At 67.3% G+C, this 20627-nt stretch carries 20 protein-coding genes and 1 pseudogene; 9 read left to right on the top strand and 12 right to left on the bottom strand.

The window, feature by feature from the left end:
* The first annotated feature begins 2 nt into the window (after positions 1-2).
* Positions 3-452 carry a DUF5994 family protein gene (locus IG75_RS0129630; RefSeq protein ID WP_030524644.1) on the top strand — a complete coding sequence of 150 codons (450 nt, stop codon included), beginning with the start codon at positions 3-5 and terminating at the stop codon, positions 450-452.
* Between the two features lie 75 nt (positions 453-527).
* Here the strand turns inward: IG75_RS0129630 and IG75_RS39955 are convergent, their stop codons facing one another.
* Positions 528-707, bottom strand: coding sequence for a hypothetical protein (locus tag IG75_RS39955; RefSeq protein WP_030524645.1), 180 nt, complete (start codon positions 705-707; stop codon positions 528-530).
* Between the two features lie 97 nt (positions 708-804).
* On the opposite strand from IG75_RS39955, the pseudogene IG75_RS40940 reads away from it, so the two are divergent.
* Positions 805-1231, top strand: a pseudogene (locus IG75_RS40940) (IS30 family transposase); the annotation flags it as partial.
* A gap of 55 nt (positions 1232-1286) precedes the next feature.
* Here IG75_RS40940 and lpdA read toward each other — a convergent pair.
* The 3 genes from lpdA to IG75_RS0129655 form a co-directional block, all read right to left on the bottom strand.
* Entirely contained in the window at positions 1287-2690 is a 1404-nt protein-coding gene (gene lpdA, locus IG75_RS0129645; protein WP_030524646.1) for a dihydrolipoyl dehydrogenase, read from the bottom strand.
* Positions 2691-2804: 114 nt separating this feature from the next.
* Positions 2805-4118: an MFS transporter gene (locus tag IG75_RS0129650; protein ID WP_156059234.1), complete on the bottom strand. Its 1314-nt coding sequence runs from the start codon at positions 4116-4118 to the stop codon at positions 2805-2807.
* A 62-nt stretch (positions 4119-4180) separates the two neighbouring features.
* Positions 4181-4867, bottom strand: a complete 687-nt coding sequence (locus IG75_RS0129655) for a ZIP family metal transporter (RefSeq protein WP_030524648.1) — start codon at positions 4865-4867, stop codon at positions 4181-4183.
* A gap of 246 nt (positions 4868-5113) precedes the next feature.
* Here IG75_RS0129655 and IG75_RS0129660 point away from each other — a divergent pair, with 246 nt between their 5' ends.
* On the top strand, positions 5114-5746 hold the full coding sequence (locus tag IG75_RS0129660) for a TetR/AcrR family transcriptional regulator (RefSeq protein ID WP_030524649.1): 633 nt from the start codon (positions 5114-5116) through the stop codon (positions 5744-5746).
* 43 nt (positions 5747-5789) lie between these two features.
* Positions 5790-6650 carry an alpha/beta hydrolase family protein gene (locus IG75_RS0129665; protein WP_030524650.1) on the top strand — a complete coding sequence of 287 codons (861 nt, stop codon included), beginning with the start codon at positions 5790-5792 and terminating at the stop codon, positions 6648-6650.
* 9 nt (positions 6651-6659) lie between these two features.
* Here the strand turns inward: IG75_RS0129665 and IG75_RS0129670 are convergent, their stop codons facing one another.
* A complete protein-coding gene (locus IG75_RS0129670; RefSeq protein ID WP_030524651.1) occupies positions 6660-8732 on the bottom strand; it encodes a prolyl oligopeptidase family serine peptidase in 2073 nt (690 codons plus the stop codon).
* A gap of 123 nt (positions 8733-8855) precedes the next feature.
* A complete protein-coding gene (locus tag IG75_RS39600; RefSeq protein WP_081877232.1) occupies positions 8856-10367 on the bottom strand; it encodes an alpha/beta fold hydrolase in 1512 nt (503 codons plus the stop codon).
* A gap of 121 nt (positions 10368-10488) precedes the next feature.
* On the opposite strand from IG75_RS39600, the gene IG75_RS0129680 reads away from it, so the two are divergent.
* Positions 10489-11322: a siderophore-interacting protein gene (locus tag IG75_RS0129680; RefSeq protein ID WP_030524653.1), complete on the top strand. Its 834-nt coding sequence runs from the start codon at positions 10489-10491 to the stop codon at positions 11320-11322.
* 47 nt (positions 11323-11369) lie between these two features.
* Here the strand turns inward: IG75_RS0129680 and IG75_RS0129685 are convergent, their stop codons facing one another.
* A complete protein-coding gene (locus IG75_RS0129685; RefSeq protein ID WP_051715100.1) occupies positions 11370-12386 on the bottom strand; it encodes an ABC transporter substrate-binding protein in 1017 nt (338 codons plus the stop codon).
* Positions 12387-12479: 93 nt separating this feature from the next.
* On the opposite strand from IG75_RS0129685, the gene IG75_RS0129690 reads away from it, so the two are divergent.
* The 3 genes from IG75_RS0129690 to IG75_RS0129700 are packed head-to-tail and all read left to right on the top strand — an operon-like array spanning position 12480 to position 15438.
* A complete protein-coding gene (locus IG75_RS0129690; RefSeq protein ID WP_063834211.1) occupies positions 12480-13571 on the top strand; it encodes a FecCD family ABC transporter permease in 1092 nt (363 codons plus the stop codon).
* Positions 13568-14650, top strand: a complete 1083-nt coding sequence (locus tag IG75_RS0129695) for a FecCD family ABC transporter permease (RefSeq protein ID WP_030524656.1) — start codon at positions 13568-13570, stop codon at positions 14648-14650. Before IG75_RS0129690 ends, IG75_RS0129695 begins: the two co-directional genes overlap by 4 nt.
* Positions 14651-14664: 14 nt before the next feature.
* The gene (locus tag IG75_RS0129700) at positions 14665-15438 is read left to right on the top strand and encodes an ABC transporter ATP-binding protein (RefSeq protein WP_030524657.1); all 774 of its coding nucleotides are present in this window, start codon (positions 14665-14667) and stop codon (positions 15436-15438) included.
* Between the two features lie 163 nt (positions 15439-15601).
* On the opposite strand, the gene IG75_RS0129705 is transcribed toward IG75_RS0129700, so the two are convergent.
* Entirely contained in the window at positions 15602-16081 is a 480-nt protein-coding gene (locus IG75_RS0129705) for a MarR family winged helix-turn-helix transcriptional regulator (protein ID WP_063834212.1), read from the bottom strand.
* Positions 16082-16204: 123 nt separating this feature from the next.
* Between IG75_RS0129705 and IG75_RS0129710 the strand changes: the two genes are divergently transcribed.
* Positions 16205-17209 carry an SMP-30/gluconolactonase/LRE family protein gene (locus IG75_RS0129710; RefSeq protein ID WP_030524659.1) on the top strand — a complete coding sequence of 335 codons (1005 nt, stop codon included), beginning with the start codon at positions 16205-16207 and terminating at the stop codon, positions 17207-17209.
* 201 nt (positions 17210-17410) lie between these two features.
* On the opposite strand, the gene IG75_RS0129715 is transcribed toward IG75_RS0129710, so the two are convergent.
* The 4 genes from IG75_RS0129715 to IG75_RS0129730 all read right to left on the bottom strand — a co-directional run bounded on the left by IG75_RS0129715 (position 17411) and on the right by IG75_RS0129730 (position 20491).
* Complete coding sequence (locus IG75_RS0129715) at positions 17411-17827, bottom strand: PIN domain nuclease (RefSeq protein WP_030524660.1); 417 nt, start codon at positions 17825-17827, stop codon at positions 17411-17413.
* The gene (locus IG75_RS0129720) at positions 17824-18042 is read right to left on the bottom strand and encodes a type II toxin-antitoxin system VapB family antitoxin (protein WP_030524661.1); all 219 of its coding nucleotides are present in this window, start codon (positions 18040-18042) and stop codon (positions 17824-17826) included. Before IG75_RS0129720 ends, IG75_RS0129715 begins: the two co-directional genes overlap by 4 nt.
* A gap of 154 nt (positions 18043-18196) precedes the next feature.
* Complete coding sequence (gene groL, locus IG75_RS0129725; protein ID WP_030524662.1) at positions 18197-19822, bottom strand: chaperonin GroEL; 1626 nt, start codon at positions 19820-19822, stop codon at positions 18197-18199.
* 375 nt (positions 19823-20197) lie between these two features.
* Positions 20198-20491: a DUF222 domain-containing protein gene (locus IG75_RS0129730; protein ID WP_030524663.1), complete on the bottom strand. Its 294-nt coding sequence runs from the start codon at positions 20489-20491 to the stop codon at positions 20198-20200.
* Positions 20492-20627: the final 136 nt, after the last annotated feature.

A 20627-nucleotide genomic window follows, 5' to 3' on the forward strand; every position in this document is an offset into this window, starting at 1 on the left:
TCATGAGCCACGAACCACGATCGCGCCCCATCACCAACCACGCCGCCATGGGCGCGGCGACACCGCCCGTCGGTAACCACCAGCCCTTCCCTGCCCCGACCCGCACGCCGCGCCTGCTGCTCCGAGACCGCGGGACCGGACCGGCACCGGTAGACGGAGCCTGGTGGCCGTGGACCCAGAACCTCACCACCGAACTGCACGACCTGATCAGCGCGCTCACGCCACGGCTGGGCATCCTCGCCCGCATAGAGTTCGCCTGGAACGCGATCAGTCTCGCGCAACGCCGCATCGACGCCGAAGACGGCGTGGGCATCCACGGCCCCGCACCCGATCAACCACCCGATGTCATGCAGTTGCTCGGCACGAACGGCACCAGCCTGACCCTGCTGATCGTCGCCTCCGACACCGACCTACGCCTCGCCGGCCAGCGAATGCGGCAATCACTGGCATGACCACCACCGCCGCCGCCGCGTATACTTTCCCGAGTCACCGGAGCACGCAACCCCGGTGACGCCGGAAGACACGCGTCACGGGCCCACCCGGAGAACATCACCGACTCCGGGCGGGCTGGTTCGACCCTGCAGCACCCGAGCGCTGTCGGTGAGCTCCGGCAGGTACCGGCCCGGGCGGCGGCTGGGTCGTTCGTGGGTGCCGTCGACGATGAGCTCGCGGATGAAATTGGCCAGCGCGGCGAAGACGTGGAACACCAGGCGCCCAGTGACGGGTTGGGTGCGGGACTACGGGTTGTACCTGCTGGTCAGGATGAGTTGTGGAGACGGTGGCGGGCGGTGAGTCGCTCTACACCCGAAACGGGCCCGCAAACCCGACGGGCGAGGCGTGATCCGGGAACTCGTGCCCATCAGTGAGCGTCCGGCCGAGGTCGAAACCCGGCAGGTCGCCGGTCACTGGGGAGGTATTTGGTGATGGGCTCGCGCCCGTCGGCGATCGCCTCGCTGGTGGAGCGGACCAGCCGGTTCACTGTCCTGGTGGCGCTGCCCGACGGCATCAAAGCCGAGCAGGTCACACCGCACCTGACACGGGTCCTACTCGGGCTGCCCGCGCCGATGCGGCGGACCCTGACCTGGGACCGCGGCCGCGAGATCGCCGGCCACCGAGCGATCACTGCGGCGACGCAGACACCGATCTATCTCTGCAAACCTCGCAGCCCTGGCAGCGCGGCACCAACGAGAACACCAAGCTCGCCCGGCACGTCGTCCGGAAACGAACCGACCCGGCACCGTGGCGGGCACGACACCGGGTCGGGTAGCGAAAGGATTCGAGCGGGATCAGAAGTTGATCATGTGCCCGGCCAGGCCGTGGATGGCCTCCTGCAGCGCCTCGCTCAGCGTCGGGTGCGTATGCACATTGCGGGCCAGCTCGTTGACCGTGAGGTCCCACTTCTGGGCCAGGGTCAGTTCGGGCAGCAGCTCGGAGACATCGGGGCCGATCAGGTGGCCACCGATCAGTTCGCCGTAGGTGTTGTCCGAGATCAGCTTGACGAAACCGGTGGCGTCGCCGAGGCCGTGCGCCTTGCCGTTGGCGGTGAAGGGGAAGGTGGCGACCTTCACGTCGTAGCCCTCGTCGCGCGCCTGCTGCTCGGTGAGACCGAAGCTGGCGACCTGCGGCTGACAGAAGGTGGCGCGCGGCATCATCCGGTAGTCACCCAGGGGCAGCGTCTCCGCACCGCCGATGGTCTCGGCCGCGACCACGCCTTGGGCCTCCGCCACGTGCGCGAGCTGCAGTTTCGCGGTGACATCGCCGATAGCGTAGATATGCGGCACATTGGTGCGCATAGTGTCGTCGATGGCGATCGCGCCGCGGTCGGTGAGCGCCACACCGGTGTTCTCCAGGCCATAGCCCTCGACCCGGGGCGCGAAGCCGACGGCCTGCAGCACCTTGTCCACAGTCACGGTCTCCACCTGGCCGGACTTGTTGTCCTTGATCGCGACGGTGACCTTGGACCCGTCGTCGTCGATGGACTGCACGGCCGCACCGGTGGTGATGGTGATACCGAGCTTCTTGTACGCCTTGGTGATCTCCTTGGAGACATCGGCGTCCTCGTTGGGCAGCGCGCGGTCCAGGAACTCCACGATGCGCACGTCCACGCCATAGTTGCGCAGGACGTAGCCGAACTCCATACCGATGGCGCCGGCGCCGACGATCAGGATCGAACCCGGCAGGTCGCGGGTGAGGATCTGCTCCTCGTAGGTGACGACGTTCTTGCTCAGGGAGGTGCCCGGCAGCAGTTTGGTGTTGGTGCCGGTGGCGATGATGACATTGTCGAAGGTGATCGACTCCGTGCCGCCCTTGCCGAGCTCGACCGAGAGCGCGTTCGGGCCGGTGAACGAACCCTTGCCGTCGTACTCGGTGATCTTGTTCTTCTTCATCAGGAAGTGGACGCCCTTGACCCGGCCGTCCGCGACCTTACGGCTGCGATCGAAGGCCGCCCCGAAATCGAAGGTCGCCTCCCCGCTGATACCGAAGGTTTTCGCTTCCTTGGTGAAGATATGGGCCAGCTCCGCATTGCGCAGCAGCGCCTTGGACGGGATGCAGCCCACATTCAGGCACACGCCACCCCAGTATTTCTGCTCGACGATCGCTGTTCGCAGGCCGAGTTGAGCGGCGCGGATCGCGGCGACGTAACCGCCGGGACCAGCACCGAGAACGACGACATCGTAGTGGGAAGTCACGGTGTCGAGCCTAACTCTCCCGGCTCCGGCCGGGGCCACCCGCCCGCCTCCCGCCGCTGAGCACACCGATGCCGCGCCGACGGCCCCACCGGGCCCTGACGGGCCGTGACGGTGCTACGACGCCTCGACCGGGTCCGCCGCGGGCCCCCGCCGGGGGGTCGCGGATGTGCGCATGGTCACCCGGACGGCGACGGTACAGCCGAGCAGTGCCACCGCGACCCCTACCGCCACATATTCGACTCCGGTGAGCGCCCACCCGCCCGCGATCATCCCCGCCGGGACACCCGCGGCACCCAGGAAACCTTCCACCGAACCGAACACCCCGAGCTCCTCGGTCGGCAGTTCCGCCTGGATCAGCGACTGCCAGACGATGCCGGTGACCGAGACCGCGAACCCGGCGATCAGACAACCGGCGAACAGCAACACCGGTCCACTCACCTCCCGGCCGTAACCGGCCAGCGCGGCCAGCTCCAGGACGACAGCGGCGGCCAGCGCGGCGCAGGCCGTGCGCCAGCCGAACCGCGCGGCACCGGCTATCACCGACAGCGATCCGGCCAGGGCGGCCAGGGCCATACCGGTCGCGAGCGCCGCCCACAGCCCACCGCCGCCGGTCGCCGTGACCGTCAGCGCCGGGCCGGCCACCGCGACCAGTCCGATCGCGAAGGACACCGCGAACCACAGCCCGGCCGACCAGCCGAGCCAGGGCGCACGGGCCACGATCCCGCGCATCGATGTCCACCCGGCGCGCACCGCCGGCCCGCCCATCCCCCGCGCTCCGCCGACCCCCACCGGTCCGCCCGGACCGGGAGCAAGCCCGGCCGCGCGCCGGGCGTGGACCAGGGCGAGCAGGTTCGCGCCGAAGGTCAGCGAATCCAGCACCAGAATCCAGACGAATCCGACCGTCGCCGATAACGCCACGGCCGCTGCCGGACCGACGAGCACGCTGATATCGGCAACCAGCGCGATCAGGGCGTTGGCCCGGGGCAGTCCGGGTCCGGGCACCACCCGGGGCAGCACCGTGGCAAGGGCGGGAGCGTAGAAAGCGGTGGCCGCGCCGTAGAGGGCGGCCGACACCGCCATGGCCGGCAGCGAATCCCGGCCGGTGCCCACCAGCACGAGCGCCAGCCCGGCCTGGGCGAGGATGCGGGCCAGATCGGACCCGATCATGATCGCGAACTGGTCGCGGCGGGCGGCGGCGATCCCGGCGACGGGTGTGCACACGAACCGCCCGGCCCAGAGCGCGATCAGGATGACGGTCAGGGATCCGGCGGAACCGAACACGTCTATCGAATGAACAGCGAAGGCCACGGGCACGATTCCGTCGGTCGCACCCGAGCACGCAGCACCCAGGAAGATTCCGCGAAAGGACCGGTCCCGCAGCAGCCGGAGGTCGCGGGGGAATACAGGGCGGGATGCGTCGGCAGCCATACCGCTGCCATCCTGCACCGACCGGCCGGGCGGGAAAACCGATTATCCGCCTGTCCGGCCGGTCATCCCAGCAGGAAGGCGACCAGGAAACCGATCGAGGTCGCCATGCCGACCCACCAGCCACCCTCCCGGTACGCCTCGGGCATGAGCGAATCGGCGAGGACCGCGATGGTGGCGCCGCCCGCGAAGGCCTGGATCGCACTGATATGGGTCGGCTCGAGATGGTCGGAGAGCAGGTTTCCGGCGACGGTGACCACGACGAGGACCGCGCCGGTGAGAAGCCACAGGGTGAACGCCCTGCCGCGGGCGACGTTTCGCTGCCGGTGCAGCAGGGCCGATCCCCCGATCGCCTCCGGTACATTGCCCGCGGCGATGGCGACCAGCAGCACGATCCCGCCGCCCGACCCGAGCGATACCCCGAGGGCCGTATTCTCCGGAACACCGTCGAGAACTGTTCCGAGCATGAGTGCCCAGCCGACCGCTCCCGTGCCCTGCCGGCGTTCGAGGAGCCGGTTGGCGACCACGTACACGGCGGCGCCGAGAAACAACGCGGCGCCGGCGGTGAATGCCCCTGCCTGCAGGAAGGCGGGTTCGAACAGTTCGTTGGTCACGGCGGCGATCATGGTGCCCGCACCGAACGCCATCAGCGAAGCGAGCAATGGCTGGGGCAATGTGGTTCGCAAACCGATGGCCGCACCGATCAGCAATGGAATTGCCGTACCCAGCCCATACAGCAGTGCGGTTCCCATAAGGTGAACCCTATGTGTTGCCGGGTTATTGCAATGGTCATGCCCGGCCGATGGAAATTATTCTAGAAATTCCCTCTAAAATCCGCTGGACCAGCGGGGATCCGGGTATTGTCCGGTTTGACAGTTTCGCCGGTGACCCGAGTTGCGGGCAGCCAACTTTCGGCAAACCCGTACTGTGCTACCGGTATGCTACGAAAGGCACGATCGATGACGTGAGGATCGGGCTTTTCGGTATTGTTCTGCGCGATGTCACAGGAAGCGAATTCGGGACGACGGTATGCCGGGCAGCCCGTAGAAGATCGGCAACGCGAGCGACGCGCTCGTTTTCTCGAATCCGGCCTGACGGTTTTTGCGAGAGACGGGTATGCCAATAGCTCGGTAGGGGCCATTTGCAAAGACGCGGGGTTGTCCTCGCGCCAGTTCTACGAAGAGTTCACCGGCCGCGAATCGCTCCTTGTCGAACTCTTCGCTCTCATCGACCGGGAATCGCGGACCGCGGTACTCGCCTCCCTCGACCAGAGCACCGACCAGAGCGCGCTGGAGCGGATCGACGGCGCCATCCGCGCCTATGTGCAATCCATCGGCACCGATATGCGGCGGGCTCGGGTCGTGCTCGTCGAAGTGGTCGGTGCCGGGACCAAAGTCGAGAAGATGCGCGGGGAGTCGCGCCGGGCCTGGAGTTCGGTGCTCGCCAAGGCCGCCGAGGACGCCGCACTGCACGGTGAAATCCCGACCGGTGACTACGACCTGCGCATGCTCGCCATCATCGGCGCGGTCAACTATGTGGTGGACGAATGGAGCGGGGCCGAACCGCGGCAACCGCTCGACGAGGTGATCCGGGTGCTGAGCCGGATCATCGTGGGCGCGATCCGGGCCTGACCACACCGCCGGGCGCGGGCGTCCGGCGGCTAGCCTTGACCCGGTGGAGACCGTTGCGATCCAGATGCCCGACGGCAGTACCGTCCCGGTGCGGCTGGTCCCCGCCACGGGGTCGGACGGGCATCCGGTCACCCCGGATACACCTCGCCCGGTGGTCGTACTGATACCCGGGCTCGGCGTTCCGGGCGAGTACTACCTCTATTTCGCTCGTGCGCTCGCCCGGCGCGGCATCGATGTCGCGGTGGGCGAACTGCGCGGCAACGGCGCCAGCTCACCGAAACCGAGTGCGGCCAGCACCTACGGATACCACGAACTCGCCGCGGTGGATTTCCCGGCGATCTTCGAGGTGGTACGCACCCGCTTTCCCGACCGCACCCCGTACGTGCTGGGCCACAGTATGGGCGGGCAACTGTCGGCGCTGTACGCGGCGCGGGCCCGCGGCCGCCTCGCGGGACTGATCCTCGTCGCGTCCGGGACCCCCTACTACCGGGGTTTTCGCGGCCTGCTCGCACCGGGCATGCTGGTCGGCACCGCCGCGGTCTCGCTGACCGCCGGACTGGCCGGGGTGTGGCCGGGTGACAAACTCGGCCCCAACGGTTTCGGCCGCCAGTCGAAGGTGCTCGTCTCCGACTGGGCCCGGCTGGCCCGCACCGGCCGGTTCGACCCGGCCGGTGCCGATATCGACTACGAGGAACGTCTCTCCCGGCTGAAACTGCCCGTACTCTCGATCACCCTGACCGGCGACGAACTGGCCCCGCAGACGTCGGCCGGGCATCTGCTGGACAAACTGCCGAACGCCGACAAGACGACCTGGCACGCACCCCGGCCGCTCGGCCACAACGGCTGGATCTCCGAACCCGCCGACGTGGTCGACCGTATCGAGAAGTGGTTACACGATCGGTGACCGGCCGGATCACTTCGCGGTCCGGCCCTCGATGAGCATCTGGGTGAAGAACTCGTAGATCAGAGCCGCCTGGAATGCCGACTGCTTGTTGTCGGCGGCGCCGCCGTGCCCGCCCTCGATGTTCTCGTGGTACCAGACCCGGTGTCCCTGATCCTCCAGCAGCGCCGCCATTTTGCGGGCATGCCCCGGATGCACGCGATCGTCACGGGTGGAGGTGGTCAGCAGGATCGGCGGGTAGGTCGCGCCCGCACCGGTTTCCGCGGCCCGCTGATAGGGGGAGTACCGGCTGATATAGGCCCATTCCTCCGGCACATCCGGGTCACCGTATTCGGCCACCCAGGACGCACCCGCCAGCAGGCGGTGGTACCGCCGCATATCCAGTAGCGGCACCTGGCAGACGATCGCCCCGAACAATTCCGGGTAGCGGGTGAGCATCACGCCCATCAGCAGACCGCCGTTGCTGCCGCCGACGGCGCCGAGCCGATCGGCGGTGGTTACTCCGCGGGCCACCAGATCGCGGGCGATCGAGGAGAAATCCTCGTACACCTTGTACCGGTTCTCCTTCTGCACCGAGGTATGCCACTGCGGCCCGTATTCCCCGCCGCCGCGGATATTGGTCATCACATAGGTGCCGCCCTGTTCCAGCCATCCGATACCGGAAGCGCCGCCGTAGCCGGGGGTCCGGGACACCTCGAACCCGCCGTAGCCCGACATCACCGTGGGCGCCGGCGTATCCCGGGTATCGCGGTGCCGGATCACGAAGTACGGGATCGATGTTCCGTCATCCGAGCGCGCGAAGTACTGTTCGGTCTCGATACCGGTCGCGTCGAAGAACGCGGGCTCCTGTTTCCATTCGGTCACCGGCGCACCGACCGACCCCGCGAGCAGTGTCGTGGGTGTGGTGAACCCACTGGTCATCAGCATGTAGTCGTCCCCGCCCTCGAGCGGGTCGAGATTCATGATGCCGGTGGTGGCCATGGCGGGAGTGTCGGCGAGCGGTTCCGTGCGCCAGCCATCGGCACCCGGAGTGAGCACGTACAGCTTGGTCTGCACATCCTCGAGGGTCACCAGCAGCAGATGGTTCTCGGTCCAGCCGTATCCGTGCAGCGAGGTGTGCGCGTCCGGCTCGAACAGCACATCGAAATCGCGCCCGCCGGCGAGGAAATCGGTGAAATTCGTGGCGACCAGGGCGCCGGCGGGATAGGTGTTGCCCCCGACCTCCCACGGCGATTTCAACCGGACCAGCAGCCATTCCTTGTACCACGACTCGTCGGCGTCCGACGGTGTCTCCAGGCGGGTCCGGGAACCGTCGTCCTCCAGCAGGAAGACCTCTTCGTGGAAGAAATCGGTCGCCTGTGCGATGTAGTGCCGCTCGTAGCCGGGGGTCCGGTCGTAACCCGCCGAGACGGAGACATCGGTTACCGCGCCCTCGAAAACTGTTTCCGCGGCGTCGAGCGCGGTACCCCGGCGCCAGCGTTTCGCGATCCGCGGATATCCGGACCCGGTGAGCGAGCCGGGGCCGAAATCGGTTCCTACATATACGGAATCGATATCGATCCAACTGATCCGCGACTTCGCTTCCGGCAGGAAGTAGCCCCCGTTCTCCGGGGCGATGAATTCGCGGGCTTCCATATCGAATTCACGGACGACCTTGGCGTCCGCACCACCCCGCGACAGACTGATCAGCGCCCGGCTCTGGGCCGGGCGCAGTACTCCGGCACCGCCCCAGACCCAGTTCTCGTCCTCGGCGGCGGCGACCGCGTCGAGGTCGATCAGCACATCCCATTCGGGCTCCGCCTTCACGTATTCGGCGAAGGTGGTGCGCCGCCACAGACCGCGCGGATGTGCCGCGTCGCGCCAGAAGTTGTACAGCCACTGCCCGCGCCGCCCGGGGAAGGCGATCTTGGCGTCGGTATCCAGCATGTCCAGGATCCGGCGCTGGAGCACATCGAACCGGTCGGCCGCGGCGAACCGCTCCATGACGACCTCGTTGTGCGCCCGGGCGAAATCGAGTGCCCGCTCGCCGGTGACCTCTTCGAGCCAGAGGTAGGGATCGGCTTCGCTGTCCTGTACGCCACTCATCCGACCATTGTCACCCAACCGGGCGGGCGGTACGGAACCGTGGCGGATCCCACACGGCCGCACCCACGCGCACGGCCGTCGCGCAGGTCGGCGAAGGCCACCGCCCGCGCTACTCTTCCGTACTCACGCGGCCCCGGGCTCGGCCAGCTTCGTCCACTGGTCGAGTCCGGTGGGGATGGCGGCACCGGGCGGATGATCGGAGGATGCACTGGCCGGGAAGAGGGCCAGATCTTCCTGCCCGGACAGCCATGCATAGGCGCCGGGTTTGGTCTCCATAGCACCCAGATGCCCCACCTCGCCGCCGGGCACCGTATACATCCGAACTTGCTCCGGCCGTAGTTGTTCAGCGATTCTGTGCGCATGGGCGGAAGGTGTGAGTCCGTCTCCGCTCGCGGTCCATATCATCGTCGGACAGCTGATATCGCCGAGTTCGAAACCCCAGGGTTTGCCCATGCAAGTCGTAAGATCCTCCTTCCATGCCACCTCGCCCTTCGTCAAGGCTTCGGTGTACACAGCGCACAGATGCTCGGCGTTTCTCTCCACGGTTTCTCTGTCGGCCGCACCGAGCTCATCTCTCGGAATACCGATGATCGTTGTCGGATCGGTCGGAGCGGCCCGAAAATTCATGATCTTGGAATCACACGCGTCGATGAGTTGCCCCACCTTGGTATCTATGCCCTTGGCCGATATATCCAATCCGGCCTGCTGGGTCATGCCCGCGAAGTAGTCATTTTTCATCACGGCAGGCGGTGCGAGTGGGACGAGCAGCGCGAGCCTGGTGACCCGGTCGGGCAGGCCGGCCGCTACAGCCGCCGCATGGGGAGTGCCGCCGGACCTACCGACGACAGCGAATTCCCTGATTCCCAGATGGTCTGCGATCGCTCGGACATGCTCGGCGGAATCGGCGATTCTCGCTCCCGGCTGTAGATCGGAGCCGCCGTAACCCGCGCGGTCGTAGGTGATCAGCCGGACGTCCAAACGATCGAGTAGCTCGGGTGGAGCGGTGTCCACTCGGCTGCCCGGCGTTCCGTGGATCTGGATTATCGGTATTCCGCCTTCCGGCCCCTCGGCACGGCACTGCAACCTGCTCCCGTTGGGGAGAGTGACAACGAAATCTCCAGGATGCCGATCCCCGCCCCGCATTCCTGGGCTTGGCGGACCACCACCGGATCCGGAGCCACCGGACATTTCGTTCCGGTGGCCATGGCCACCGCTGACGTTCGTGGTGCTATGCATGGGCGACACGCTGCGCGACGCGCCGAGGTCACCGGGGGTGGGCTTTCGGAATCGATCGGCACCGATGTGCTTGGACACTGCGGACGGAAGAGCATGCCCGACGGACCCGGACGCAGTCGCGAATATCGTCGCGTAACCGCCGGTGACTGCCCGCAATCTATTGCCAACAGCCGCACACAGATTCTGAAGGCTATCTCCGAGCACGAATTCGACCGCATCCAGCCGTGACCTGGACTGCGGCGAACTTCGTATCGGATAGCGAACCAGGAGGGACCGGTGTGGACCGGTCGATCTCAGCGAAGGAAGAACCGCTACAGCCGACCGCTGACAACTTCCACGTCGACATCGACCCACACCTCTACAACACTGGGAAACAACCCTGGGAAACCGGGGCCTCATCTAACCACGAAGATCGATGCCGGGCACTGAACGAGGTAGCCGCCTTCGGGCAGTCGACCGGTCGGGATGCGCGAGAATCGGGCGCCACTACCGATGGTTAGGCTTTGCTAACCTAACCGACATGGCGACGCGCACCAAATACGTCAAACCGGAGCAGCGGCGGATCTGCACCGCCGAGACCCTGGCCGCCGAACGTATCGGCGACAGCTTCATCCGGGTCACGGTGGGCGGGCCCGACCTCGCCGATTTCGCGCCGATGGGCTACGACCAGTGGCTACGCCTCTTCCTGCCGCGGGACCGGCGCACCGGCCTGCGCCTGCCCACCGCGGCGGAGAACACCCTCTGGTACGCGCAATGTCTGGCGATGAGCAGTGCTACCCGGCCGCTGATCCGCAACTACACCGTGCGTGGATTCCGCCCCGCCGGCGCCGGATTCTTCGGCGAGCACGCCGAGATCGATGTGGACTTCGTCGCCCACGGGGATTCCGGCCCGGCCTCCGCATGGGCCGGCCGGGTGCGCCCGGGCATGCCCGTCGGCCTGCTCGACGAAGGCATCATGTATCAGGCCCCGGCGCATACCGGCTGGTCACTGCTGGTCGGCGACGAGAGCGCACTGCCCGCGATCGCCGGCGTGTTGCGATCGGCGCCGCGGGATCTGTGCGGCGCGGCGTATATCGAAGTCCCCCACCACACGGACATCCAGGATCTCGGTGAGCCGGCGGGCGTGCGAGTGCACTGGCTGCCCCGCGCCGACTCCCGCGTCCGGATCGGCGCGCCGGCCACCGAGGCCGTACGCGAGGCGGACCTCCCGCACGGGCCCGGCTACGCCTTCGTCGCGGGTGAGCAGCAACTCGTGTCCGGAGTCCGCCGCCATCTGGTACGCGACCGCGGAATGGACAAGTCCGACATCATGTTCAGCGGCTTCTGGCGCCTCGGCAAGGCCGCTGCGAGTTGACCTTGTGCCTACGACTCCCCAGCAGTCGATGATCGACGCCCGATCGATCAGGGGATCAGGTCCTTGCGTGGATCGACGCCGAAGTGCTCGGCGAGCGTGGTGATCGAGGCGTGGGCGCCCTGCACACTCACCGAGAGGACGAACGGCTCGTCGTCGACGTGGACGACATCGCCGGTGAGGCGGTGCCACAGCGGATTGGCTTCGAAGGACCTCTGCTGATCCCGGCTGGAATCCCCTTCGGCGCCCGGCGGGGTATAGGCCGACACCATGACGATTCCCGCGTCGGCCGCGAGGATCTGTTCCACCGACAGCGGGGTGAAGATCTTGTCGTCGGTGTCGGGTGCGCCGGCGGGGCGTGGGATACCCATATCCGCCATGATCTCGCCGATGAACGAACTGCTGGAGTAGAGCCGGGCGGTGTTCTCACCGGCGAATCGGACCAGCGAATAGGTGACGCCGGGATGCGCGGCCCGGATCTGTTCACCCACCGCGGCGGCGCGCTCCTCATAGCCGGTCACCAATTCTTCGGCTCGGTCCTTCCGGCCCAGCGCCTCGCCGAGGAGTACGACGTTCTGCTTCCACGTGGGGCCGGTGGTCTCCGAGAACACCGTCGGCGCGATCTTGGACAGCTGATCGTAGAGCGGCTCGTGGCGCACTTTCGCCGAGATGATCAGGTCGGGCTCGAGTTCCAGAATCTGTTCCAGGTTCGGCTCGGCTATCGTGCCGACGTTGACCGAATCGGCCACCACATCGTCGATATCGCCCAGGTAGTCCGGGAAGGGATTGTCCCGGTCCTCGCGATACTGGACGTAACCGACGAGGGGGGCGTCGAGCAGCAGCGCGGCGTCGGAGAAGCTCGGATCCAGTGCGACAACGCGTTCCGGCGGCGCCTCGATGGTCGTGGTTCCCATGGCGTGCTCGATCGAAATCGGGGCGCCCTCCGCACCCACGGGCGCACTCGAACTCGGCTCGCCCGAACCACACGCTGTGGCGAACAGCAGTCCGCCCACCACCAGGGGAGCCAGTGATCGCTGGGCTATCGACCGCGGGGACATCACTCGCATGAGGTCACCTTTCCTTCAGGTGGGCTACCACGCGACATCCCGGTAAGGATAGGCTGCCCAATGCGTTGCTGAACCTTAGCAAGGAGAACCGAGATGGCGACAGGTGCCGGTGCGAGCGAACCGGTGACCGGCGATACCACCTCGAAGGTGCCGGGATCGTCGGTCTCGCCGCGCAGCGGGGCCACACCTCGTCTCGGCCGCTCGCCGCTGGTCATGGTGGTCGTGCCGGTCGCCGCGGTGGTGGCGGCCGTTCTGGTGAGCGTCTGCGTCGGCAGCAGCCCGTCGACCCTGCCGGAGGCGTGGCATGCGATCTTCACCCCCACCGGCACCGATATGGACGTGACGATCCGGGAACTCCGCTGGCCGCGCACCCTCGTCGGCATCGCCGCGGGAGCGTGCCTGGGTGTAGCCGGAATCCTGACCCAGGGGCATACGCGCAACGCTGTCGCCGAGCCGGGACTGCTCGGTATCAACCAGGGCGCGGCGCTCGCGATCGTCTCCGCCACATTCCTGTTCGGCGCCCTGCCGGTGCATGCCCAGGCCGGTTTGGCCTTCGTGGGCGCCCTGATCGCCGGCGTGGTGGTTTTCGCGGTCGGTACCGCCGCCCGTCACGGGGCGACGCCGATCACGCTGGTGCTGTCCGGCGCGGCCGTCACCGCACTGTGCGGCGGCCTGGTCACCGGACTGGTACTGCTCGACAGCGCGTCCTTGGACACGCTGCGGTTCTGGCAGGTGGGATCACTCGCGGCGCGTCCACACACGCTCGAGGCGATCTGGCCTTTCGCGGTCGCGGGCCTGGTGCTCGCCGTGCTCAATATCGGCGCACTCAACACGCTCGCTCTCGGCGAGGACGCGGCGCGATCGCTCGGCACCTCCATACCGATCGCGCGATGTGCCGGCATCGTGGCGATCACGCTGCTGGCCGGCTCCGCGGTCACCATGTCCGGGCCGATCGCCTTCGCCGGGTTGCTGGTGCCCCATATCGCCCGGGCACTCGTCGGTGCCGACTACCGTCGTTCGGTGCCCGCGGCGGCCGCGTTCGGCATATTCCTGGTCCTGATCGCCGATACCGCCGGCCGGGTCATCGCCCGGCCGGGTGAATTGTCGGTCGGGGTCGTGCTCGCGGTCATCGGGGCCCCGTTCTTCGTACTTCTCGCTCGTCGCCGCCGGCTGGTGACCGTATGAGCGGCACGGCCCCGAACCTGCTCGCGCCCACCCGTGTCGTGCGGTGGGGCCCGGTCTCGGTGCGCGTCACGCCCCGAACACTGTGGGTCGGTGTGGCGTTGTCCCTGCTGGCCTTGGCGGCCACCGCGTTCCATATCGCCAACGGCGGGTCCGCGCTACCGCTCGACGCGGTCGTCCGGGCACTGCTGGGCGACGACTCGAATTCCCGCCTCCACCTTGCCGTGACGGAATTCCGGGCGCCGCGCGCCGTGGGGGCCGTCATCGCGGGCGGCTGTCTGGCCATGGCGGGGGCGATCACCCAGACCGTCGCACGCAACCCGCTCGCCAGCCCCGATGTCCTCGGCGTGACGGCCGGCGCCTCGCTCGGCGCGGTCTCCGTGCTGGTGCTGGCCGGTGGTGGCGCCGCCGGGCTCAGTGGGTTCGCCGCCCGCGTCGGTCTGCCGGCCGCCGCGTTCGGCGGCGGGATCCTGGCCGGAGTCCTGCTCTTCCTGCTGGCCTTTTCCGCGACTCTCGACAGCTACCGCCTGGTGCTCGTCGGGCTCGGCATCAACGGCCTCGCGGTGAGCCTGACGACCTGGATGCTGACCCTCGGTGATGTCAGCAACGCCGCCCAGGCGCTGACCTGGATGTCCGGTTCACTCAACGGCAAGGACTGGCCGCTGATCCGGCCGATGGGACTGCTGGCGCTGGTCCTGCTGGTGGGTGCGCTGCTGCTGGGGCGGCGGCTGACGCTGCTCACCGTGGACGACGATATCGCGCTCGGACTGGGCATCCGGATCGGCCGCCTTCGGCTGTACGCCCTGGCCCTCGCGACGCTGCTGGCTTCCACCGGTGTCGTGGTCGCGGGTCCGCTGGTCTTCGTCGCGCTGGCGAGTCCCCAGATCGCGCGGCTGCTCACCCGGTCGACCGTGCCACCGATCCTGGCTTCCGGATTGGTCGGCATCGTATTCGTCTCGGTCGCCGACACCCTGGCCGCGAACGCGCTGCCGGTATCGCTACCGGTCGGTGTGGCCACCGCGGTGCTGGGCGGACCGTATCTCCTCTTTCTGGTCCTGCGGAACCAAAGGAAGCTGACGTGAGTCACCCGGAAACGATGTCCGTACTACGCGCGGAAAATCTCACCCTCGGCTACGACGGCGCCGATATCGTCACCGATCTGACCTTCGATGTCCCGACCGGATCGGTCACGTCGATCATCGGCCCCAACGGCTGCGGGAAGTCGACATTGTTGCGCGGCCTCGGCCGGCTGATCACTCCCCGGGCCGGTCGAGTCCTGCTCGACGGCAGGCCGATCGGCACACTGCCCACCCGGCAGGTCGCCCGGCACGTCAGCATCCTGCCCCAATCGCCCATCGCGCCACCCGGTCTCACGGTCGCCGATCTCGTCTCGCGCGGGCGCCATCCCAGGCAACGCTGGTACGAACAGTTCTCCGTCCTCGATGAGACAACGCTGCGGCACGTCCTGAACAGCACCGGAATGCTCGACCTGGCCGGCGCAAGGCTCGAAGAACTCTCCGGGGGCCAACGGCAACGGGCGTGGATATCCATGACACTCGCCCAGGAAACCGACATCATGCTGCTGGACGAGCCGACGACCTATCTGGATCTGGCGCATCAGGTGGATCTGCTGAAATTGATCGTGCGGATGAACCGCGAACACAACCGGACCGTTCTCATGGTGCTGCACGACATCTCGCTGGCCGCCCGATACAGCGACCATCTCGTCGCGATGAAGAACGGAGCCATCGTGGTTGAGGGCACCCCCGAGCACGTGGTGCGCCCGGACGTGCTGCGGGACGTATTCGGTCTCGCCGCGCAGGTGGTCGCCGAGCCGACCGAAGGTCGGCCGCACGTCGTCCCGCTCTGATCGGTACGGAAAGCCCGAAGGCCGGGTGGGGGGCGCGGAGATCCATGCCGCCGGTTCGTCGGTGAGCAGCACTCGGCCTCACCGGGCTGTCGAACTGTCGACGCCCCGCCGGGCGCCCGGGATGGAACGGCGGTCACCGCCGTCCGAATCGTGATCGCGGGACCTACTTCTCGGTGCGGTCGACGGCGAAAGCCGCCGGTACGTCCACCCGAGCGGTATCGAACAGATCGGCGCAGCGGGTGAGCAGCCGGCACAGCGTTTCCCGTTCGGCATCGGTGAACCCGTCGCCGACGGTTCGCTCCACTGCGATCGCGCGGGCGTCGGCCTCCCCCATCACCGATTCACCCCTTTCCGTGAGCCGCGTTTCCAGCATGTTCTTATGCCACGGATGCGGGGTGCGTTCGATCAGGCCGCGGTCGACGAGGTTGGTGAGCACCGTGTTCATCGTCGGGGGTGTCACTCCGCACAGCCGGGCCAGCGCCGCCGCCGAAATACCGGGATTATCGCTGAGGAACAACAGCGCCGCGTATTGCGCCTCGGTGACGCCGATGGGTTTGAGCGCAGCGCTCTTGGCCGCGTTCCGCGCTTGTTCGGCGCGTTTGACATACGAACCGATGCGCTCCTCGGCGGGCATTGACGTCATGCAGGCATGGTATCCATGCCCGCATGACGTTAGAGTCTTGACGAATATTAGAACTCTAATCTAACTTAGCCTTCACACTGTACTGTCAGGCCGAACGTAATGCGTGCAGAAAGAGCAGGAGCCATGTCTCGTACCACCCGCCGTTGCTGGTCCACCACCGTTCTCGCGGCGGCCGCCGGCCTTGTCCTGGCGGGCTGCGGGCGCCCGGCGGAACCCGCCCCGGCACCCCGCATCGACACCGCATTCGAATTACCCGGCGACCGCGTCTATCCCGAGGGCGTAGCCGTGGACGAACACACGGGGGACGTCTATGTCGGCTCCTACGCCGACGGGACGATCTACCGGAACACCGTCGGCGCGACCCGCGCCGAAGTCTTCCTACCGCCCGGAACCGACGGCCGCCGGACCGCAAACGGTCTTCGAATCGACCGAGCCGGACGGCTGTGGGTCCTCGACTCGACCGCCGGAGCAGCCGTCTACGACCTGGGGTCACGGCGATTACGCGCGCGATTCGACGTACCGGGAACCGGCGACCGCTTCGTCAACGACATCGCCTTCGGCCCCGACGGGACGGCTTACCTCACCGACAGCCGACGCCACCTCATCTACCAGGTCACCCCCGCAGACCTGGACCGGGCACTGACCGGGGACGGGCACGGGGAACTGGGCCGGGCCTTCGATCTGGCGTCCGCCCTGGAACCCCACGGCCCCGACGCCTACACCCTCAACGGAATAGTCACCGACCCCACCGGCGCCTATCTGCTCACCGCGGACACCACCGGAGGCGACCTCTACCGGGTCGCCCTCACCCCCGGCCCCACTCCGATCCGCCGAGTGAATCTCGTCGGCGGCGAACTCACCCTCGCCGACGGTCTCGATCTGGACGGCACCACCCTGCGGGCGGCCCACAACACCGACGACATCGTCAGCACCTGGACACTGTCGGATACCGGCGACACCGCCACCCGGACAGCCGAATACCACGACGACGCCCTCGGCGTTCCCACCACCCTGGTCCACGACAGAGACCGCGTACTCGTGGTCGCCTCGCAATTCGACAAAGGCGGTCCACTGGGCACCGGCACACCCACCGCCCCGTTCCGTGTGCTCGCGGTAACCGGCCTCTGAGTACCGGCCGATCAGAACACCGGAGGTCGGCCCGCCGAAGGCGGGCCGACTTCCGCTCGTAGCCAAGGCCCGGACGCCCATCGTGCCGACCGGTCGCGTACGCGAACAGGCCGAGGGCCGCGACCGGCGGCCCGGCCTTCGGTTCGAAAATGAGGCGCCGTGTGGCCCGACTCGACACCACTCGATCAGCCCCTGCGGTGGTCAGGCGGAAGTGCCGGTCACAAAAGCCACCTGTTGCCCGGTAATTCGGGCCACAGTCGCAAAATCGTTGTCATCGCACAGGACTGTGAGTCGACCGTGTTCGGCGGTCGCCGCAATGAGGAGGTCGACCGGGCCGGCCGAACGGTGAGTCCCGTGCTCGGTCATCAACTGCTGGACCTCCTCGGCGCGCTCGTACGCCCGGTCCGACATCGGGGTCCAACCGAACAGATCATTCAGTAGCCGCCGCTTCTCGAGCCGATCGGCCAGGGATCGGGACGAGTACAGGAATTCGAGTTCCACCATCGGACAGGTAGCGATCACTCCCGCGGCCAGCTGATCTGCCCACGCCTTCCGGTAGGGCTCCTGGAGGATCCGGAACAGTCCGGAAGTATCGATGAGGTAGATGGCGGGGCTCAACGGCGGTAGGCCGCCTTGTTGCCGAGGAACTCGTCGAAGTCTCCTCCGTCGGCCATCTCGCCGAGGCGGGCGAGAGCCCGCATGCGGACCAATCGTTGGCCGACTTCTCGTAGGGCGGCATTGACCGTGTCTTTCTTGGTCTTGGTACCGAGCACTTCCGCGGCGATCGCCAGCGCTTCGTCATCGATCTCGATCGGCGTCTTGGAAGATCCCATGGTCACCCACCTCTGATGGACGTCTGATATATGAAATACGGGTATCCAGGGTACCTCTAGCGCCTCGTCTACACAGCTGGATAACGACCGAGGGCCGGCCCACCGTAACGGTGGGCCGGCCCTCGATTCGAAAAGGATTGCCGGGTGGCGGGACTCAGAAGTCCATGCCGCCCATGCCGCCGGTCGGATCGGCCGGCGCGGCGGCCGCCTTCTCCGGCTTGTCGGCGACAACGGCCTCGGTGGTCAGGAACAGGGCCGCGATGGAGGCCGCGTTCTGCAGGGCCGAGCGGGTGACCTTGACCGGGTCGGCGACACCGGCGGCGAGCAGGTCCTCGTACTCGTTGGTCGCGGCGTTGAGGCCCTGACCCGCGGGCAGGTTGGAAACCTTCTCCGCGACGACGCCGGGCTCGAGGCCGGCGTTGAAGGCGATCTGCTTCAGCGGAGCCGAGAGCGCCACCTTCACGATGTTCGCACCGGTCGCCTCGTCACCGTCGAGCTTCAGGTCCTCCAGAGCCGGGGCCGACTGCAGCAGGGCCACGCCACCACCGGCGACGATGCCCTCTTCGACGGCGGCCTTGGCGTTACGCACGGCATCTTCGATGCGGTGCTTGCGCTCCTTGAGCTCGACCTCGGTCGCGGCACCGGCCTTGATGACCGCAACACCGCCGGCCAGCTTGGCCAAGCGCTCCTGCAGCTTCTCGCGGTCGTAGTCCGAATCCGAGTTCTCGATCTCGGTGCGGATCTGCGCCACGCGGCCCTGGATGGCCTCCGCGTCGCCCGCGCCCTCGACGATGGTGGTCTCGTCCTTGGTGACGACGACCTTGCGCGCCTGGCCGAGCAGCTCGACGCCGGCGGTCTCCAGGGAGAGACCGACCTCTTCGCTGATGACCTCGCCACCGGTGAGGATGGCGATATCGGCGAGCTGGGCCTTGCGGCGGTCACCGAAGCCCGGGGCCTTGACGGCAACGGACTTGAAGGTGCCGCGGATCTTGTTCACGACCAGGGTCGACAGGGCCTCGCCCTCGACGTCCTCGGCGATGATCAGCAGCGGCTTGCCGGCCTGGATGACCTTCTCCAGCAGCGGCAGCAGGTCCTTGACGGTGGAGACCTTCGAGCCGACCAGCAGGATGTAGGGATCCTCGAGGACCGCTTCCTGACGCTCGGGGTCGGTGACGAAGTAGCCCGAGATGTAGCCCTTGTCGAAGCGCATACCCTCGGTGAGCTCCAGCGACAGACCGAAGGTCTGCGCCTCTTCGACGGTGATGACGCCTTCTTTGCCGACCTTGTCCATGGCCTCGGCGATCAGCTCACCGATGGACGGGTCGCCCGCGGAGATACCGGCGGTGGCGGCGATCTGCTCCTTGGTCTCGACCTCCTTGGCGGAGTCGAGCAGCTTGGCGGTGACGGCCTCGACGGCCTTCTCGATGCCGCGCTTCAGGCCCAGCGGGTTCGCGCCGGCCGCGACATTGCGCAGACCCTCGCGCACCAGCGCCTGGGCGAGCACGGTGGCGGTGGTGGTGCCGTCGCCCGCGACATCGTCGGTCTTCTTGGCGACTTCCTTGACCAGCTCGGCGCCGATCTTCTCGTACGGGTCCTCCAGCTCGATCTCCTTGGCGATGGACACACCATCGTTGGTGATCGTGGGGGCGCCCCACTTCTTCTCGAGCACGACGTTGCGGCCCTTCGGCCCCAGCGTCACCTTGACCGCGTCGGCGAGGCTGTTGAGGCCCCGCTCGAGGCCGCGACGGGCCTCTTCGTCGTACGCAATTGTCTTGGCCATTGCGGTGAGATCCTCCAAGTAATGAGGCTGACACACAGGATGACCGCATTGTCGGGTCACCCTTTAGCTACGCTTGTGGCCAGGTTCGGTGCCCGCGACGGACGACCAGGGGTGTCGTGGTACCCGATCTCACCGTCCCGACCTTGGCACTCTCCGGTGGGGAGTGCCAAAGCCATTTTTAGCACTCGCCGGTGCCGAGTGCAAGGTCGGTCGACACGAAGAATGCAACGACCCCGATACGGCTACCCGAATAAGTCCGGCGCCCGTGTCGATTCCGGAGCGACAGGGCGAAGAAACACTGCGACCGATCGGCGGAGTGAAGAATGGAGACCGAGGCACCCCGGACCCTGCGCCGCCGGAGGCGGCGCCGAAAACTCAGAGACTGTCGGTGACCCGCAGGGCAAGAGCCAGAAAGGCATCCGCACGACGCTCCTCCGGGGTGCGCGGCTCCCCCTCGTCGATTGTGACGAATTCGGCATCGTGCAGCAGCAGCTCGGCCTCGACCCGCATGATGGCGCGAATGAACGGCGGCGCGACCTCCGGCGGTAGATCACCGTTGACCACATAGCTCCCGTCCGACAACGATTCGGTGGAGACGTAGGTCAATGCGCGCAGCAGATCATCCCGGTGCTCACCGGCCACCAGGTCGGAGTCCGTTTCATCCGCCATTGCTATAGATTACCGGGACACCGGCCCGGATCGGGCGCATCGGAGCCCCCGCCTGCGGTAACACCAGCGCGGCGGACGGGCGCCGCCCGGCACAGGACGCACTGCGGACCGGTTCGAATCGCGGTGATCGCACGGC

Origin of the sequence: Nocardia rhamnosiphila NBRC 108938 (genome assembly GCF_000720425.1) — a bacterium.
GTDB lineage: Bacteria > Actinomycetota > Actinomycetes > Mycobacteriales > Mycobacteriaceae > Nocardia > Nocardia rhamnosiphila.